Below are 19087 nucleotides of genomic sequence, written 5' to 3'. Positions count from 1 at the left end.
CTCCTCGACCCCCCACCCCTCCCCTCCGTCCCACCAGAACCACGAAAGGAGCGCCACCATGCACGCCATCATCCTCGCCGGAGGCAAGGGCACCCGCCTGCGCCCGTACACCACCTGCGTTCCCAAGCCGCTCGTGCCCATCGGCGACACCTATTCCATCCTGGAGATCGTGCTGCTGCAACTGCGGCAGTCGGGCTTCACGGGCATCACGCTCGCGGTCGGGCACATGGGGCACCTCATCCGCGCCTTCGTGGGCGACGGGAGCCGCTACGGCCTCACCGTGAGCTATACCGACGAGGAGACGCCGCTGGGCACCATCGGCCCGGTCCTCAACGTGCTGGACACGCTGCCGGGGCACTTCCTGATCATGAACGGGGACGTGCTGACCGATCTGGACTACGGCGCGTTCCTGGGCCGCCACAAGCGCACCGCGCGGCCCGTGACGGTCGCCACCTACCGCCGCGAGATTCGCAGTGAGTTCGGGGTGCTGGACGTGGCCGGGCAGGGTGAGGAAAGCAGCATCGTGGCCTTCCGGGAGAAGCCGACCGTGGAGTTTCAGGTCAGCATGGGCGTTTACGCGGTGACGCGGGAGACCCTGCGCCGCTACACGCCGGGGCAGGTGCTGGGCTTCGACACGCTGATGCTCGACCTGCTCGCCGCCGGGGAACTGCCGGGCAGCGACCTGTTCGGCGGCTACTGGCTCGACATCGGGCGTCCCGAGGACTACGACACCGCGAACGCGCAGTGGCCGCAGATGGCTCCCATCCTCCTTCCCCACCTCGCGCACGCCAGCGCCGCCGACTGAGGTTTGTTGTGACGCCCGCCTCCCCGTCCTCCCCCACCGTCCTGCTCCTCGGCGCGGGCGGCTTTCTCGGCGGCCACATCTGCACCGCGCTCGTGGAGGCCGGTCGGTGCGTGCGCCTGCCCCCCGCCCACACCGACCTGACCGCGCTGCCGGACGTGAGGTGGGCAGCGTTGCTGGACGGCGTGGGCGCGGTCGTGAACGCGGCGGGGCGCACGGCGGGCGACCTCCCGGCCCTGACGCGGGCGAACGTGCTGCTGCCCGCGCGGGTGCTGGACGGGGCGGCGCGGACGGGGGCGCGGGTCGTTCACCTCGCCTCCGCCGCCGAGTACGGCCCTGTTCCCGAGGGCCACGCCTCGCGCGAGGACGACCCCGCCCGGCCCGTCTCCCCCTACGGCGCGACGAAACTTGCCGGGACCCTGCTGCTGGACGAGGCCGCCCGCGCGGGCCGGGTGGACGCGGTGGCCCTGCGCCTGACCAATCCGGTCGGGGCGAGCATGAATGCCGGGAGCCTGCCGGGCCGCGCGGCCCGTGAGCTGCGGGCGGCGGCCCAACGTGGCGGCCCCGTGCGCTTCGGCCCGCTCGGTGCCCGGCGCGACTTCATGGCCGTGCGCGACGTGGCCCGCGCCGTCCTCCACGTCCTGCCCGGCCAGCCCGGCGCTGACCTGCGCGGCGTCGTGAACGTCGGCAGCGGCGAGGCCCGGCCCGTGCGCGACCTCGTGACCGTTCTCGCGGGGCTGTGCGGCTATGCGGGCACCTGGCACGAGGACGCCCCCGGCAGCCCCCGCAGCGGCGACGTGCCCTACCAGCGGGCCGACCTGGGCCGCCTGCTGAGAAGCGGCTTCACCCCCGCTCATTCCCTGGAGGACGCGCTGGCCGAACTGCTGGCGTCCCTCCCCTCTCTACCCAAACTTCAAGGAGTCCTATGAAGCTTGCCCAACCCCTGCTCCCCCTGACCCTGCTCCTCGCCCTCACCGCCTGCGGGGGTGGCCCGTCCGTGACGACCCCCGTCGCGGAGGAGGTCGTCGGGGAGAACGGCGTCAAACTCAGCGAGATCACCCGCTACGGCGAGGTCGTGTACGCGCCCGGCGGGGTGACGCCGACCGGGGCCACCGTGGGCGGTCCGTCCTCCGAGGTCGGGCCGCAGGGCGTCGGGGCCGCACTTCGGGGCGACGTGAGCGGGGCGCGGCTCGGTCCCGCCGTGGTGCCCCGGTCCGGGACGCTCCGGGCACAGGCCCTCCCCGCGAACGCCCAGAAGAACAAGGTGGCGCTGCGGATTCTGGTCCTCCACGCGGGCGCGAACGACTTCGGCCTCGCCCCGGCGCGGGCGCTGCTGCGTCAGCACGGCATTCCCTTCGACACGCTGGACGCGACGAGCCAGGCGCTGACGACCGGGCAACTGATCGGCACGGACGGCGTGGGGCGCTACGCGGGCGTCGTGCTGGCGAGCAACGCCCTGACGACCGAATCCTCCCCCGGCGTGTACACGAGCGCGCTCGACGACGCGGAGTGGGCCACCCTCTTCGAGTACGAGGCGGCCTTCGGGGTGCGGCAGCTCGCCCTCTTCGGCTACCCCGGCGTGGCCCCCGAGGACTACGGCGTGCGCGCGGTCCCCGGCACCGAGACGGCGACCACCGACGCCAGCGTGACCACGGACGGGAAGGCTGTCTTCACCGACCTGACCGCGAAGGCCGTCCCCGTCCGTTACGCCTACGCCTATCCGGCCCGGCTGGAGAGCGTGGTGGGCGTCAGCACCCAGCCCCTCCTGCAAGACGGGGCCGGGAACGTCCTCGCCGTCACGAGCACCGCCGCCGACGGGCGCGAGCGGCTGCTCCTCACGATGGCGCAGAACGAGTACCTCAATCACACCCAGCTTCTCGGCCCCGGATTGATCGGCTGGCTCACGCGCGGGGTCTTCCTCGGCGAGTACCGCCGCTTCCTGGGGGTGGACATCGACGACTGGTTCGCCCACGGGGACCACTACGATCCGGCCACCCGCCTGCTGAGGGCCGAGAGCTTCCGCCTGAGCGCCGGGGACGCGCTGGCGACCCGCACCCAGCAGGACGCCGTGCGGAGCACGTACCCGGTCGCCTCGAACTTCCGCTACGCCATCATGTACAACGGGCTGGGGGCCGACATTCTCGCGCCGCGCACCTGCACGCCGGGCAGCAGCGTCAAGGACCCCCTGAGCGCGGTGAGCAAGTGCCTCCGGGGCGAGTTCGACTGGGTGAACCACACCCGCGACCACGCCTCGATGGACGCGCTGAACTATGCGGCCAGCTTCGAGCAGATTTTCCAGAACACATTGATCGGCCTGTTCATGGGCCTGAAGCTCAGCGAGAAGAGCCTCGTGACGGGCGAACACAGCGGGCTGGGGTACAAGTCCGCCGCCGCAGGCCAGCCCAAGCAGGACTTCGGGCTGAGCGCCAGCAACCCGAACCTGCTGTCGGCGGCGCAGGCGAGCGGGGTGCGCTACCTCGCCTCCAACCGCAGCGTGCCCAGCCAGTGGGACCCCAACTGCCTGAGCTGCGGCCTGTTCCACCCCATGAACAAGAACGTCCTGCTCGTGCCGCGCTGGCCGAACAACGTCCACTACTACGCCACCACCCCGGAGGAGGCGGTCACGAGCTACAACGCCGTGTACGGCCCCGGCGGCACGGCCCCCTTCTGGCCGAAGGCCCTGACCTACCCCGAGTTCGTGGACCGGGAGAGCGAGCTGGGCTTCCAGCACATCCTCTCCGGCGTGGCGTGGCCCCACTACATGCACCAGACCAACCTGCGCGAGTACGCGTCGGGCCGCAGCCTGGCGACCGACTGGGTGCGGGCCGTACTCGACAAGTACGCCGCCGCCAGCACCCTGCCGCTGAGGACCCTGCGCTGGAACGACCTCGGCGTCTACGTGGACGCCCGCACCCGCTACGAGGGGGGCAAGGACGGCCTGAGCGCGGTGTGGGACCGCAAGGCGAACACGGTGCAGCTTCGCAGCGCGTCCGGCACCGCCCGCGTCTTCATGACGGGCACGGCGGGACCGTCGGGCGCGCAGGCCGAGACGTATGCCGGGCGCTCCATCGCGCTGTTCAACGTCGGCACGGGCGGGACGAGCGTGAGCGTCACCCCGCGTTGAGTGGGAGCTTTCAGCCGTCAGCGGTCAGCCATCAGCCGGGGAGCTTGAGCTTGCGGTCGGGGGCGGCGTGAGGGCCTCCCACGCCGTCTACTACGGGCCGGGCACCCCGGAGGCGGTGCGGGTGCTGGGGGGCTTCGGCACGGTGGTCGTGCAGTCGGGGCTGTACCGGCCCGCCGACCTGCGCGCCCTGCGGGAGGGGGGCACGCACGTGCTCGGCTACCTCAGCATGGGCGAGGACCACCCGCTCGGCGACCAGGCGTGCGTGCCGGGAAGTGCGCCGTACCACCGGGGGGTCAACCCCTACTGGGGCAGCGTGGCCGTGGACGCCGCGCACCCCGGATGGCGGGAGGTGCTGCTCGCCCGTGCGGGGGACGCCCTCACGCACACCGACGGGCTGCTGCTCGATACGCTGTGCAGCGCGGAGGCGGAGGCTACGCTGAGCCGAATACGCGACGTGCGGGAGACGTGGCCTGGGGCGTGGCTCCTCGCCAACCGGGGCTTCACGCTCTGGCCGGACCTCGCGCCGCTCGTGGACGGGGTGCTGATCGAGGCGTTCGGCACGACGCACGCGCCGCGTTATGCTCCACACGACGCGGGCGGTCTCGCCTACACCGCCCACTGGCTCGCCGTCTGCCGCGCCGCCGGACGGGAGGTGCTGGCCCTCGACTATGCCGACACGCCCGCGCTCGCGGACCTCGCCCGCACGCACGCGGCGGCGGCGAACGTGCCCACCTTCGTGACCGACCGCGCCCTCTCCCTGCCTGGAGGTTTGCCCCATGTCCCGCTCGATGTTCCGAGTCCTCCCCTTTCTCACTGCCCTCCTGCTCGGCGTGTGGGGCGCTGAGCGAGCGTTCGGGGAGACGGTGAACCCATCCCGGCGGGCACAACTCGCCTCGGTCCGCACCTGGGGCGTCCAGCTCACCGGGTACGGGGCGGCGGGGCTAGACCCGGTGCGGGACTCCACGTTCGATCTCGTCGTCATTGACCCGAGCCGCTGGGGGGACGCGGGCTTCTGGACTCCGGCGGAGGTGCGGGGGGCCGCGCGGGGTCGGCTGCTCATCGCCTACCTGAGTTTGGGTGCCGCCGAGGATTTCCGCGCCTACTGGCAATCCGGCTGGCGCGTCGGTCAGCCCGCATGGCTCCTGCGCACCGACCCCGACTGGCCCGGCAATTACGACGTGGCGTACTGGGACCCCGCGTGGCAGGCGCTGGCCCTGCGCGAACTCGACCGGGTGATCGATCAGGGCTTCCACGGGGCGTACCTCGACCTCATCGACGCCTATGAGCAGCATCCGGGCCGTCCCGCTGCCGCCGCCGAGATGGTCGCGTGGGTGTGCCGGGCCGCCGCACACGCCCGCGCCCGCGACCCGGAGTTCCTGCTCATCCCGCAGAACGCCGCCGACCTCATCCTCGATCCCCGCTACGCCGCGTGTGTGGACGCCACCGGGCAGGAGGAAACCTTCGTCTTCGCGACCGACAGGCCCACGGACGCCGCGCGTCGGGCGGGGCAACTTGCGCTCTACCGGCACTGGCGGGCGGCGGGCAAACCCGTCCTGACCCTCGACTACGCGACCGACCCGGCCCTCGTCCGCGCGACCTACGAGCGGGCGCGGGCTGCCGGGCTGGTGCCTTACGTCACGACAAGGGCGTTGGACAGCTTGCCGCCGTCGCGGTAAGGGCAGTGGGAAGAAGGGGCGGAGGCTCGGAACTTGAGCCGACCGCCCCTCTCCCGTCTCCCCTTCGTTCGTCCCCCTTCGAACACCGCCCGCAAGGGAAACTCGTCAACCCTCACCCCTCCGCCGCCTCCGGTCGCCAGCCCCCGAGAACGGTGGTCAGCACGTCGCTCACCGTGACGACGCCGAGCAGCCGCCCCCCGTCGCTGACGACCGGCAGGCCGTAAACGTCGGCCTCCAGCATTCGCTCCATCGCGCGGTGCATGGGGGCGTCCTCGGAGACCGAGCCGACCGGGGGCCTCATCAGGTCACGCACCGCCCGGCCCGGCAGAAGCGGCGGGGGGTCGGGGGAACGTCCGCCGTGGGCGGCCTCCCCGCGCTCGGCCTCGGCCTCCAGGTCGCGGGCGTGGACCACCCCGACGAGGTGCGGCCCCTCCAGCACGGGCAGGACGTGCAGCCCCCCCTCCCGCAGCCGGGCGAGGGCCTCGGCGGCGGGGATGTCCACCGTGACGGTGAGCACGCCCCGGTTCATGTGCTGGCCCACGCTTCCCCAGGTCAGGCGCGGTCGGCGTACCTCGGCGCGCAGCACGTCCTTGCGGGTGAGCATCCCCACCAGCGTGCCGTTGCGGTCGAGGACCGGCAGCGCCCCGATGCGGGCGTCCAGCATCCGGGCGACCGCCGCCCGCAGCTCCTCGTCGGTCCGCGTGGTGAGGGCGGGCTGGGTCATCACGTCCTCCACCCGCATCCGGCCCACGAGAACCGTGAAGTCCCAGGCGGAGGGCCGCTCGCCCAGCCTCGGCAACCCGCGCCGCACGTCCCCGGCGGTGACGATGCCCACCACCCGCCCCCCGTGCAGCACCGGCAACCGCCGCAGGCCCAGGCGATCCATCTTCACCACAGCGGCGGACAGCCCCTCGTGGGCACCCACGCTGACCACCTGGGGACTCCTCACCTCGCCGACCGTCACGTCCATCCTTCGCCTCCCCGCCGGGAAGCGTCGGGCGGGCGCATTACCACGCCGTTACGGGGTGGCAGGGCACGGTCGCCATGCCCGCAATTTCGGGAGAGGGCCGACCCCCCCCCGCCGACCCCCCGGCGCGTCCCCATTCGTTGTCAGAGTTCTGTAAGGGCTTCACTCCGCTTTCATGTCCCCGACGCCGAAAGCACGGCATCAAACCCATTGCCGCCGACGCATCTGTAACTTTCGTCCCATGAAATCCCGTCATGAACGTTGTTTTCACCCGTTGCGGGCAGCCTCTCCCCTCAGCACCTGCCCCCCCGCCCTGTGACAGAGCTGTCAGAGCTTAATTCTTAATTTAGATTCGAGCGTGAGGTTGTCACTGAGCGCCTGGATGCGGTCCGCCCGGACCACGCCCTCCCTGCCCGGACCGTGCCCCGGCTCGCCCCCTTTCTCTGGAGGAATCCCATGAAGCTCTTTTCCACCGCTCTTCTCTCGTCCACCCTCGTCGGTGCCAGCGTGGCCGTCGCGGCGACCACCATCCCGCCCAAGCCGAGCCTGACGATCCAGCGGGTCGTGACGGCCATGCTGGACGGAAAGACGACGGAGCGCCTGGAGGCGGCGAGCAGCACGCGCCCCGGCGACCTGTTGCAGGCCGGCAGCGTCCTGACGCTGAGCGGCAAGGAGAAGGGCGCACGCTTCACGGTGCCCGTGCCCGCCAACACGACGTACGTGCCCGGCAGCGCGCGGGCGAGCAGGGGCGTGCGCGTCACCTACGCCCTGAGCGTGAGCGGTCCCTTCTCGGCCACGCCCATGAAGACCGTCACCGTGCAGGAAGGGGGCAAGGCCGTCCAGAAGGAAGTGCCAGCCCCCCAGAACGAGTACCGCGCCGTGCGCTACGACCTCACCGGCCTGTCCGGCACTGTCATGGTCGGCCACCGCATCCGGGTCAACTGAGCCGCCTGACCTAACCCGACCCACGAGTACAACCCCGCACCCAGCCGCGTTCTTCCGGTCCCGCACCAGAAGGTCCTGTCCCCTGTCGTCCCGAAGCCGCCCTCTCCCACACCCGCCGCCCCCGTGGACGGCACCGAGGTCCCCCCCATGAAGAAGTTCTTCGCCGCCACCCTCGCCCTGGCCCTGAGCGCCGCGCTGCAGAGCGGCCTCGCCGTGGGCACCGCCTCCGGCACCGCCATCACCAACACTGGCTACCTCGACCTCAACGACGGGGTGACGACGAGCACCCTCACCTCCAACTCCGTGGTCGTCAACGTCACGCAGGTGTACGGCATCACCATCGGGCCTGACGGCACGACCGCCGCCCCCGGCCAGACCCCGACGCTGTTCCCCGGTCAGACGGGCATCCTGACCTACGACCTGACGAACACCGGCAACGGCACCGACACGTTCAACGTGGCCGCCGCCACCGCGAACGCCACCGCGCAGGGCGCGAATATCCTCGGCGTCTACCTCGACAACACCACGACGGGCACGGTCGGCTTCTACGACGCGGGCGACACCCTCGTGACCTCGGTCGCCAGCCTCGCCGCCGACGCGACCAGGAGGCTGTTCGTGCGCTACAGCCTCCCCGCCGGCACGACGGGCGGCAGCGCCTCCGGCTCGGCACACCAGCTCAACATCACGGGCACCTCGGTGGGTGACACCACCAAGACCGACACGAACAACGTCGGCCAGTTCACGGTGGGCCGCGTCATCGACCTGACGCTGACCTCGACGCAGACGAAGACCGTCACGCCGAACGGGACGATCACCTTCACCGACACGCTGACGAACACGGGCAACACGACCCTCACCGCCGCCGACATCACGGCGACCGTCACCGCCGCCGCCACGAACGGGGCGGGCGCAAGCATCACCAACAACTTCACCACGACCTACACGGTGAACGGCACGACGGGCAGCGACCTTGAGGCCCTCATCAACACGGCGGTGGGCAGCGGCCTCGTGGCGGGCGGGACCCTCACGATCACCGTGAGCGTCGTGGCCCCCAGCGCCTCGAACGACCGCGACCAGCAGGCACTGACCATCCTCACCTACAGCCCCACCGCCGCAGGCCCGACCGTGCAGAACAACGCCCCCAGCAGCGACACCGCACAGGGCCAGATCGTCAACACCGCCGTCGTTACGCGCGGCACGGGCAGCGTCACCAAGACCCAGGCCCTGTGCGGGAGCGCCGTCAGCGCCTGCCCCACGCGCACCGGCGCGAGCAACGCCGCCATCAGCGCCAAGCCCGGCGAGTACGTCGTGTACTACCTGGAGGCCACCAACACCGGCACGGGCACCCTGTCGAACGTCCGGCTGCGCGACGTTCTGCCCGCCAACTTCGTGGTCACGCACGTTGGGGCCACCACCTCCGTCACGGGCGGCACCCTCAAGTTCAGCACCGACGGCACGACCTGGGCCACCACCCCCGCTGGCCTCACCCTGACGGGCGGCACCTCCACCCTGTACGTGGGGGTCGAGAACGGCGGCACCGCGACCACCATCGATACGAGCGACACCTTCCCGGCGGCCAGCACCCTGCGCGTCAGGATCGCCGGGTACGTCTACAACGGCGGCACGACGCCCACCACCATCACTCTCGACAACAACGGCCTGTAAACCACCTCGCCCGGGGGCGGCCTGTAAGTCGCCTGTAAGTCCGCCCCCACTACCTTAAGTCCGGCTTAATCACCCCCCGCCCCCTCACCGCCCCCCTGGGAGACTCCATGAAGAAGCTGCTCATCACCGCCCTGCTCGCCGCCGCCTCCAGTGCCCTCGCCGTCGGTGCCCCGGCGGGCACCACGATCTCCAACACCGGTCTGTTCGAGTACACCGACGAGACGGGCACTCCCACGAACACGCCGACCACCCCGGTCGTCATCACCGTCAGCGCCGTGTACCACCCCACCATCCCCCAGAACGGCACGGTGCAAAACCCCGGCCAGGTCCAGACCGCGCTCCCCGGCCAGACCGCCACGCTGGTGTACGACGTGACGAACAACGGCAACGCCACCGACACGCTGGACCTGACCCTGACCGTGACCGACGGGCAGACGGGCCAGCCGCTCACCGCCACGATCTACCTGGACGAAGGCAACGGCAGCTTTGACGGGACCGAACCCATCGTGACCAGCCTGCCGAACATGGCCGCCGACGAGACCCGGAAGGTCCTCGTGCGCTACACCGAACCCGCCAACGCCCCCGGCAACCAGGAGACCTACGTCAACCTCACGGCGACGAGCCAGGGCGACACCACCCAGAAGGACGACGATAACGTCGGCCTGATCACCGCGACGAGCATCGTGAACTTCACGCTCGACAGCGACAACAGCGTCACCACCACCCCGACGGGCACCGTCACGGCGAGCCACACCCTGACGAACACGGGCAACGCGACCATCGTCGCCAGCACCCTGGAGGCGACCGCCACCCTGACCGACGCGGGCGTGGCGAGCGGCGGCATCTCCTACACCGTCACGAACAGCTCCACGGGTGCTCAGGTCAGCAATGCCAACCTCGAGACGGCGCTGCGGAACGCGGGCGACCTTCCCGCCGGGGAGACGTACACCATCGTCGTGAGCTACACGGGTGCGGCGAGCGCCGACAACGGCGAGACGTTCACCAACGTCCTGAGCGTGTACTCCAACGCCGTCGACGCCACGGGCTTCGACAACCGTGTGGAGTCCGCCCAGGCCGTCAGCGACACCGACACCGTGACCGTGAACCGGGGCATCGCCAGCGTCAGCAAGACCGCCGACAACTGCGGCGCGGACCAGAACTGCGCCAACCCCACCCTGAACACCACGACCGCCAAGCCCGGCGATTTCGTCCGCTACACCGTGACCGTCACGAACACGGGCGGCTCGGCGCTGCGCTTCCCGACCCTGCGCGACTACGTGCCCGCCAACACGGTCTTCGAGAGCGTCACGGGCAGCAGCACCCAGACGGGCGCTGGGATCGCGTACAGCAACGACCGCACCAACTGGTTCGCCGCGAACCCCACCGCGCTGGCGACGAGCACGACCGCCACCTCCGGCCCCTTCGTGTACGTCGGCCTGGACAGCAACAACAACAACGTCGTGGATGCGGGCGACAGCCTCGCGCCCGGCCAGACCCTGCGCCTGGTCATCACGGTGCAGGTCCGCAACAGCGGCAACAGCAACTAAGCGTCTCTTTCCCCCCATGCGGGCAGGGTCGCGGTCATCCGCCCCCTGCCCCGTTCCACGACGGAGAGCCATGAAACGTCTGACCCCCCTGCTTCTCACGCCCCTGCTCCTCTCTGCCGGCACCCCGGCGGGGAGCGTCATCGAGAATATCGGCGTCTACGAGGACGAGTCGGGCCGCATTGAGAGCCGGGTCAGCGTCACCGTCCTCCCCGTCTGCGCGGCGAGCCTGACCCCCGAGCGGACTGGGCGCGCCGTGCGCGTGGGCGAGGGCGTCACCGCCCCCTACGTCCTCACGAACACCGGCAATGCCACCGCCACCTTCCCGGTGGGGCTGACCCAGCCGGGGAACGGGGCACCCACCTTCACGGTGGTGGCCGACACGAACGGCAACGGCCTGCCCGACGAGGCCCCCACCTCGTCCGTCACCCTCGCGCCCGACGGGTCGGTCACGCTGCTGGTCAGCGCCACGCCCCTGCGCCCCGGCGTCTGGGGCACCACGCTCGTCACGGGCTGCGAGGGCGACCTCAGCGCCGCCCTGACCGTGACGGCGAGCATCGGTGCCCCCGAGATCAGCAAGGTGGTGGAGGGGGACACGACCGCCGAGGTGGGCGGGCTGGTGCGCTACACGGTCACGGTGGTCAACCCCGAGCGCGTGACGATGCCGGACGTGCGGATCGAGGATGTCCTCAGCCCCGCGCTGGAGTTCGTCGCGGTGGAGGGCGCGACCGGGGTGGGCGCGACCGCGCTGGACGGCGGCTCGACCCGCGTGGCGTGGGAGACAACCCTCGCGCCCGGCGAGCGCCGCGTCTACACCCTCGTGGCACGGGTGCGGGCCGGGGTCGGGGACGATACCGAGGTCGCCAACGTCGCCACCGCCACGGGCGAGGGCGGGAGCGATACCTCCACGCCCCCCGCGCTCGTGCGGGTGTTCTCCTCGCGCCTCCTCGTGAGCAAGGCGGTGAGCGCGGCGGTGGTGGACCCCGGCGGCGTCGTGACCTACACCGTCACCGTCGTCAACCCCGCCGAGACCACCCTGCAAGGGACCGTCGTGCAGGACACGCCCGACTCCCGGCTGGAGGTGTTGACCGGAACCGTGCGCGTGAACGGCACGCCCGTGACGGCCACCCTCGCGGGCGGCGTGCTCACGGTGCCCGTCGGGACGCTCGCACCGCGCGCCACGGCCACGATCACCTACGACGCGCGGCTGCCCCTCGTCAGCGACGGCACGCCCGTGAACAACACCGTGGAGGCGCGGGCGCGCGGGCGGCAGGGCACGGTGGTCGCCGACGTGAAGAGCAACGTCGCCAGCGCACGGGTCGCCCTGCGCCGGACGCTGGCGGGCAGCGGCAACGACCTCGTGGGCCGCGTCTTCGTGGACGTGGACGGCGACGCCGACTACACGGGCGGCACCGACCGCCCCGTACCCCGCGCCCGCGTGCTGCTCGCCGGGGGCCGCGAGGCGCTGACGGACGCCGCCGGGCTGTACTCCTTCAAGAACGTGGTGGGCGGCCTGAACGGCGTGCGGCTCGACCCGCGCAGCGTGCCGTACGTGCCCGCGCCTCCCAGGGCGGCCCCGCAGTTCGCCGCGCCCGGCAGCGCCACCCCGCAGGTCGTGGCCCTCACGGTGCTCGACTTCCCGCTGCAACCCAACCGGCTGGGCCTCAGCGCGTCGAGCGAGGTTCGCCTCCCCGCAAGCACCCACACCTTCACGCCCCGCGCCGCCGACGCCGGGTGGGACGTGGTGAGCCGCGCGGAGGGGGAGACCTGCGTCACCCTCGCCGGGCGTCTCGTCCGCCTGCCCGCCGGTGCCCTCGTTCCCACTCCCCTCCCCAGCCCCCACCCGGCGGCCACCCGCCGTCCGCTCGCCCTGCCCCCCGTGGAGGAAGTCCCGTGCCCCTGACCCGCGCGCCCCTGCATCTCACGCTGCTCCTCGCCCTCGGGTGGGCGGGCGCGCAGGACGCGGCACCCACGGCCACGCCCGCCGAGGTTGCCCCGGTGGCAACGCCCGCTGCCGAGACCTCGCGGACGCAACGCCTGACCCTCTCCCTCGCGCTCCCCCCACGTGTCACCTCGGCGCTCGTGACCCTGCCGCTCGGCGGGGCCGTCGTGCCCGGCAGCACGCGCGTGAACGGCGAGGCCGCGCCCGACCCGGTTATCAGCCCGGAGGGACTGGCGCAGTGGAACGTGCCCGGCGCAGGGCTGCCCGGCCAGCCCGTCACCCTCTCCTTCGAGGTGGGCGGGAACGTGCCCGCGTCGCAGACCCAGGGAGGACTGACGCCCGGCGTGGCGGTGCTGTACGACACCGGCCTGACCGAGACGCTGGAGGGGAATGCGCCCTACCGCAAGCTCCCCACCCAGGAGGCCCCGGCGGCGGTGCGGGACGGCCTGATCCTCAGCCCAGTCCAGGGCGCGGGCGTGCGCGGGCGCGGCAGCGTGGGCGTCACCGTCCGCACCGGGCTGGAGGCGGACGTGACCCTGCGGGTGAACGGTGAGGTCGTGCCGGACACGCGCGTGGGCAGGCGCACGGACGACTCCGCACGTGGCGAGACGATCCGCGAGTTCGTGGGCGTGCCGCTGCGCCCCGGCCCCAACGTCATCACCGCCGAGTCGGGGGGCGTGCGCGACGCCGTGCAGGTGCGGATGGCGGACGTGGCCTTCACCGCCGTGTTGCGGGACGTGGTGGCCCGCGCCGACGGCTTCACGCCGATCACGGCCACGGTCGAGGTCCGCGACGCCGCCGGGGAGCGCACGGTGCTGCCCTTCGTCACGGTGGAGGACGCCGGGCGTCTCACCCTCGCCACCCCCGACGCCGACCCCGCGCAGGCGGGCCACCAGCTCCGGGTGGTGGACGGGCAGGCCAGCGTGAGCTTCTCGCCGCTGAGCAGCCCGCTCGACACCCGCCTGACGCTCGATGTCAACGGGCACCGGGTCGAACTGCCGATCACGGTGGAGGCCGACCAGCGCCGCACCGTGATCGCGGCGGGCGCGGCGACGTGGCAACAAGGCGGCGGGGCGAGTATGGAGGCACGCGGCACGCTGGAAGCACCCCTCGGCGCGGGCCAGCTCACCGTCAACGTGGACAGCGCGGGCGCGCACACCGACACTCCCGCCGCCACCCGTTACCCCTCGCTGGGCGACCAGAGCGAGGAGAAGCGCGTGCTGGAGGCCGACGGCCTCGTCGCGGCCCGGTACGACCATCCCGGCTTCACGGCGACCTATGCCCGCAACGCGGCGCAGGACCCCGTGTTCGCCAGGGCGGACGGCGGCGACGCCCTGAACGTCCGCACGAATGGCGATCTGCGCGTGACCGCCTATGTGGCCCCCTACGCCGGGAGCATCCGCGAGGTGACGCTGGAACTCAACGGCACCCGTGTCTCCCGCCTCCCGGCGGACCTCGACCCGCAGCGTGCCCGCCTCTTCCTGCGGACGACCGTGGACGGCGTGACGACCGAGACCGAACTCGTGCGCGGGGCCGACTTCGTGACCGACGAGGCGGGCGTCGTGACCTTTCCGCGCGCCGTGGTCGCGCAGCCGGACGTGAACACGACCGTCTTGCTGATTGCGCGTGGTCCCGGCGTGGACGGACAGATCGATCCCGCCGTCGGCGTCGCCGTGACGCGGGAGTCGCGCGTGGGCGAGGCCCGCGTGGAGGCGAGCGTGGGCCTTCACGGGGGACGCGAGGACGTGACGGTGGGCACCCGCGTTCTGGTGAGCGACACCACCGGCCCGAACGTCCTGGGGGCCGACCTCCTCCTCGCGGCCACGGCGGGCGGCACCCGCGCCCGGCTGGAGGCGGGCGGCGTGAGCTTCGGCACCCGCTGGAGCGCCTCCGCGCAGCACGAGGACGAGGAGTACGCCGGGGTGGATGCCACCGGCACCCCCGGCCAGAGCGCCCTGGTGGTCGCCGCACGCCCCATCACGAAGACCTTCGGCGTCGCGGCCACCGGGCGCTACCTGCGGGACGAGGGCGGGAGCGGCTGGCGCGCCGGACTCGACGCCACCTACACCCCGAACGACGCGCAGGCCTACGCCCTCGGCGTCTTCACGGGGTCGGGCACGCTCGCCGGGACCGGCATCAGCGCGGGTGCCCGGCTGAGCAGCGGGCCGTGGACGGCGCAGCTCGCCGCCCAGCAGGCCCTCGACACCGGCAACGGTCAGTACAGCGCGGCGGTGACGCGCCGCCTGCCGCTTCCCGCCCCGGTGGCCCGCGCGGGCACCGAACTCGCCGCCGGGATGCGCTTCACGGCGCGGCGCACGGACGGGGAGTTCACCGCGAGCACCGCCGCCGTCCTCACCGGGCGCAGCGGGCCGTACACCGCCAGTCTCGAATACGCCCTGCCCACCGTCGCCGCTGAGGACGGCGAGGCGCGCGGGAGCGTGGGGGCGACGTGGACCCTGCGGCCCGGCCTCAACCTCGGCGCGCAGGTCGGGGCCGGACCGACCGGGCAACAGGCCAGCGTGGACCTGCGGGCGAACACGACGACCACCGTCGCCACGCTGGGGGCCGACCTCAGCCGCGACACGTCGGAGGGGGAGGCCGAGCTGGGGGGTGCCCTGCGCTTCTCGGTGAGCCACACCGTCCGGGCGGGGGAAAGGCCCGTGGGCGTGACGGCGGACGGCCTGAGCGTCTTCGGGGCGGACGGGAGCGGCCACCGCTACGGCGCGGGCGTCACCTACCGGGGCGAGGAGGTGCAGGCCGTGGCCTACGCCCGACTGCGCGCCGGGACCCTGACCACCACGGGCGCGGGCACCGAGCTGAACGCCGAGGCGGCGGCCACCCGCGACCGGGTGCGGGCACAGGACCGGGTGGCCCTCGCCCTGCGCGCGGTGCCCGGCGACGCGGACGGATTCGCTGCCCAGGCGGTCCTCGCCACACGCTACTGGATCAATGACCAGTTCGCCGTCGGAGCCGCCTACCGGGGCCTGTTCCAGCCGGGGCTGGGCCGGAGCGCGCACGCCCTGGGGGTGGAGGGCACCTACCGCCTGCTGCCCGAGGCCGCGCTGACCGCCGGGTACAACTTCGGCGGCTTTACCCCGATCACCGCCGAACCCACGAGGTCCGGCGCGTACCTGCGACTGGAATTCATGCTCGACGAACTCACCGGAGGCCGCCGATGAAGCGGATATTTTCAAGGCTGCTGGCGCTGGCCGCGTGCGCGTCGGGGGGAGGGCTGGCGGTGAGCGGCTGCACCGCGCTCTACGCCGTGACCAACACGGGCACCACCAGCCGCATCCACTACATCAACGCCTCGGACTACTCGCTGACCGACGTGATCACCAACACCGGGACGGACGTGCTGAACGGGGCGGCGCTCGATCCGCTGACGGGCAACCTGTACTACGCGAACCGCACCAACCGGACGCTGTACAACTTCGACCCGGATACGCGGGCTACTACCGCCGCCACGGGCAGCGGCACTCTCTCTGCAACGGCCAACGTCGGCGCGACCTTCGACAACAGCGGCACCCTGTGGCTGATGCAGCAGGACTACACGCTCTCGCGGGTGAACAAGACGACGGGCGCGGTGGAGGCCACCTACACGATCAACCTCCCGGCCAGCGACACGGGGGGACGGGCCTTGACGAAGGACGCCACCACCTCCGGGGACCTGGTGTACAACAACACCACGGGCCGACTCAACGCCATTCTCAACGGCACGTACACCACGGGCGGCACCACGACCACGACGGTGTTCTACGTCGATCTGGGCGCGCCGCCCACGACTGCCAGCGGCAACAACGTCACGGGACAGAGTGCGGTGCGCATGAGCAACGGCACTGCCGGAACACTCTTCGTACGCAGCGCGATCAACGGCCTCACGATCAACCCGGTGGACGGTCAGACCTACGTGACGTTGGCGAGCGCGGTGGGAACGATGGACTCAGCGGGCCTCGTGACCCAGCGTTCGACGACCACCTACAGCTACGGCGACATCTCCGACTGCTCAGTTCTGCCCGATAAACCGACCATCAGCAAGGCCTTCGGCACCTCGCCCATCCGGGTGGGGGGCACGACGACCCTGACGATCACGGTCGGTAACCCCAACCCCAGCAGCTACTACACGGAGACGGTCATCACGGACAACCTCCCGACCGGGGTCACGGTGGCGACCACCCCGAACGCCAGCACCACCTGCGTGCTGGCGGACGGCACGGCGGCGACCGTCACGGCGGCGGCGGGTTCGAGCACCATCACCCTGCCCAAAGCCCTGCGTATCCCACCCGGAGGCTGCACCGCCACGGTCAGCGTGACGGGCACCACCAACGGTCTGAAGCCGAACGTCATCACCGCGAGCGGTATCGTCACCACGGCGGGCACACCCCCGGCGAACGCTACGGCTACCCTCACGGTCAACGCCGCCACCACCGGCACACTCGTCAAGCGCCAGCGCAACGTCACCCAGGGCGGCACGCTGAACACCACCGCCGTGAACGCCAGACCGGGCGAGACGGTCGAATACTGCCTGACCGCCACCCACCAGGGAGTCGGCTACGCCCCCGCCACGGTCGCCACCCTCCGCGACACCCTCCCCACGCCCCTCGCCATCGTGACGAACGGTTACGGAACGGGCCAGGGCGTGCGCCTCACCCGCGACGGCGGCACGACGTACACCTACGCCACCCTCGCCAGCGACAGCGACGCGGCGACCTACACCTCCGGCACCCGCCTCCTGAGCGTCAACCTCCTCCCCTTCACCGCCGGGACCACCGTGGAGGCCTGCTTCCGGGCACAGGTGCCGTAGCGGCCCACCGGGTCCGCGCCGCCGGGGTCAGTGGATGGGCTGGCCCCGGCAGCTTATTGGGGGAAGGGGAGTGATGGGTGATGAGGGATGGGAGGGCAGGGCCTGCCGATGGAGTTCCGGCGACTGGTGACTGGTCACTGGCAACCTTCCGGCCCACGGCCTAGAGTGAACGTTCACCCTGCCGTCCTGCCCGCTCTGGCAGGATGTCCGGCCTCGACCGGACGCGCGTGGGCCGCTATCCTTCACGCCGCGAAGTCCGGTCGCCATCACCCTCTTTCCTCTCCCAACCGCCGGGGCGGACCCAGAAAGCAGCCATGCCCAAGCCTTCCTCCAGCAAGATGCCCAAATATTCCAACGTGATTCCCGAGGGTCTCGCTACCGCCGCTGACCTGCGGGCCGAGGGCCTCAAGCCCGGCACCCTGACGCCCGTGGCCCTGCTCGAATACAGCCACGGCGACCGCAGCGGCGTGTGCGGTCTGTTCGAGCGGGCCGCCGCCGTCCCGGCCACAGAACGGTCCGAGACGACGTGAGGCGGAGGCGACGTGAGAGGGGGAGCCGTCTTCACTCCGCCATCTGGCCCATCTCACGGGGTCAGGCCGGGCCGTAGCCTTCGGGCATGACCCCCGACCTCCCCTCCCCCCTCGCGCGGCGTGCCCTGACGGAATACGGGCACGCCGACGCGCTGCTCACGCCCCTCGGCGAGAGCGACAGCACCGTCTTCCGGGTGGAGGCCGCCGGGAGGGAGCGCCTCGTCCTGCGGCTGCACGACGCCGACCGGCACGGCGAGCAGGCCTTGCACTCGGAGTTGCGGTGGCTCGACCACCTCGCCCGCGCGGACGGCCCCACCCTGCCGAGGCCCGTGCCCACGCCGGGGGGCGCGTGGGTCGTGCCGCTGGGTGAGGGGGAGACGCTGGCGACGCTGCTCACCTGGGTGGACGGCGAGCCGCCGGGGGGACCCCTGAACGCCGGGCAGGCGGCGCAGGTGGGCGAACTCCTCGCCGAGCTGCACCTGCGGGCGGAGGTCTTCACCCCCCCGCCGGGCTTCGAGCGTCCGACCTATGACCTCGCGCACTTCCGGCGAGGGTGGGCCGATCTACGCGCCACGCTCGGCCCTGGGCGGATGACGGACGAGCAGGCGGGCGTGATCGAGGCGGGGTGGCCGACCCTCGCGGCGCTGCTCGACCCGGTGGAGGACGTGCCCGGCGGATTGGGCCTCGTCCACGCGGACGCCCATCCGGGCAACCTGCTGTGGCACGGGGGCGAGGTGCGACTCATCGACTTCGGGCGTCTGGGCTGGGGGCCGTTTCTCCTCGATGTGGCGGAAGGCGTCCTCGACCTCGACCCGCCGGAGCGCGCCGCCTGTCTGGAAGGGTATCGGCGGCGGCGTCCCCTCCCCGGCGGCGTGGACCTGCACCTCCGCGCCCTGATCTGCCTCGCGGCCCTCGAAAACCTCGCCTTTCTGGCGCGGCGTCCACACGAGGTCGAGTTCGCGGTTCGGGCATTCCCCTCCATCGTGGGGGCCGTATCGCGGCTGACGGCGGACGCCACGTCTTCGTAGCGCCCTCCTTCCAGGAGGACATTCGCCCCGCCGACCCTATTCAGCGGGGCCGCTTCGTCG

At 72.0% G+C, this 19087-nt stretch carries 14 protein-coding genes; 13 read left to right on the top strand and 1 reads right to left on the bottom strand.

Going from position 1 to position 19087, the window contains the following annotated elements:
- Window positions 1-58: 58 nt before the first annotated feature.
- The 5 genes from V3W47_RS04305 (at window position 59) to V3W47_RS04285 (ending at window position 5602) form a co-directional block, all read left to right on the top strand.
- Window positions 59-805 carry a nucleotidyltransferase family protein gene (locus V3W47_RS04305; protein WP_331823944.1) on the top strand — a complete coding sequence of 249 codons (747 nt, stop codon included), beginning with the start codon at window positions 59-61 and terminating at the stop codon, window positions 803-805.
- 8 nt (window positions 806-813) lie between these two features.
- Window positions 814-1731, top strand: a complete 918-nt coding sequence (locus tag V3W47_RS04300) for an NAD-dependent epimerase/dehydratase family protein (protein WP_331823943.1) — start codon at window positions 814-816, stop codon at window positions 1729-1731.
- The gene (locus tag V3W47_RS04295) at window positions 1728-3926 is read left to right on the top strand and encodes an Agd3-related carbohydrate-binding protein (RefSeq protein ID WP_331823942.1); all 2199 of its coding nucleotides are present in this window, start codon (window positions 1728-1730) and stop codon (window positions 3924-3926) included. The genes V3W47_RS04300 and V3W47_RS04295 overlap by 4 nt, the downstream gene beginning before the upstream one ends.
- Before the next feature lie 67 nt (window positions 3927-3993).
- On the top strand, window positions 3994-4770 hold the full coding sequence (locus V3W47_RS04290; RefSeq protein ID WP_331823941.1) for a putative glycoside hydrolase: 777 nt from the start codon (window positions 3994-3996) through the stop codon (window positions 4768-4770).
- A complete protein-coding gene (locus tag V3W47_RS04285; protein ID WP_331823940.1) occupies window positions 4703-5602 on the top strand; it encodes an MJ1477/TM1410 family putative glycoside hydrolase in 900 nt (299 codons plus the stop codon). The genes V3W47_RS04290 and V3W47_RS04285 overlap by 68 nt, the downstream gene beginning before the upstream one ends.
- Before the next feature lie 112 nt (window positions 5603-5714).
- Here the strand turns inward: V3W47_RS04285 and V3W47_RS04280 are convergent, their stop codons facing one another.
- Window positions 5715-6572: a CBS domain-containing protein gene (locus V3W47_RS04280; RefSeq protein WP_331823939.1), complete on the bottom strand. Its 858-nt coding sequence runs from the start codon at window positions 6570-6572 to the stop codon at window positions 5715-5717.
- Window positions 6573-7025: 453 nt separating this feature from the next.
- On the opposite strand from V3W47_RS04280, the gene V3W47_RS04275 reads away from it, so the two are divergent.
- The 8 genes from V3W47_RS04275 (at window position 7026) to V3W47_RS04240 (ending at window position 19027) form a co-directional block, all read left to right on the top strand.
- Window positions 7026-7514, top strand: coding sequence for a hypothetical protein (locus tag V3W47_RS04275; RefSeq protein ID WP_331823938.1), 489 nt, complete (start codon window positions 7026-7028; stop codon window positions 7512-7514).
- 147 nt (window positions 7515-7661) lie between these two features.
- A complete protein-coding gene (locus V3W47_RS04270) occupies window positions 7662-9179 on the top strand; it encodes a hypothetical protein (RefSeq protein ID WP_331823937.1) in 1518 nt (505 codons plus the stop codon).
- Window positions 9180-9286: 107 nt separating this feature from the next.
- Entirely contained in the window at window positions 9287-10726 is a 1440-nt protein-coding gene (locus V3W47_RS04265) for a hypothetical protein (RefSeq protein ID WP_331823936.1), read from the top strand.
- Between the two features lie 70 nt (window positions 10727-10796).
- Window positions 10797-12626 carry a hypothetical protein gene (locus V3W47_RS04260; protein ID WP_331823935.1) on the top strand — a complete coding sequence of 610 codons (1830 nt, stop codon included), beginning with the start codon at window positions 10797-10799 and terminating at the stop codon, window positions 12624-12626.
- Complete coding sequence (locus V3W47_RS04255) at window positions 12617-15844, top strand: hypothetical protein (protein WP_331823934.1); 3228 nt, start codon at window positions 12617-12619, stop codon at window positions 15842-15844. Before V3W47_RS04260 ends, V3W47_RS04255 begins: the two co-directional genes overlap by 10 nt.
- Entirely contained in the window at window positions 15841-17469 is a 1629-nt protein-coding gene (locus tag V3W47_RS04250) for a DUF7933 domain-containing protein (RefSeq protein ID WP_331823933.1), read from the top strand. The genes V3W47_RS04255 and V3W47_RS04250 overlap by 4 nt, the downstream gene beginning before the upstream one ends.
- 314 nt (window positions 17470-17783) lie before the next feature.
- A complete protein-coding gene (locus V3W47_RS04245; protein ID WP_331823932.1) occupies window positions 17784-17999 on the top strand; it encodes a hypothetical protein in 216 nt (71 codons plus the stop codon).
- Window positions 18000-18085: 86 nt separating this feature from the next.
- Window positions 18086-19027 carry a phosphotransferase enzyme family protein gene (locus V3W47_RS04240; RefSeq protein ID WP_331823931.1) on the top strand — a complete coding sequence of 314 codons (942 nt, stop codon included), beginning with the start codon at window positions 18086-18088 and terminating at the stop codon, window positions 19025-19027.
- Window positions 19028-19087: the final 60 nt, after the last annotated feature.

This window comes from Deinococcus sp. YIM 134068 (assembly GCF_036543075.1).
GTDB classification, from domain to species: domain Bacteria; phylum Deinococcota; class Deinococci; order Deinococcales; family Deinococcaceae; genus Deinococcus; species Deinococcus lichenicola.
Note: the sequence above shows the minus strand (reverse complement) of the source record. Positions and strands in the feature narration are given on the sequence as shown.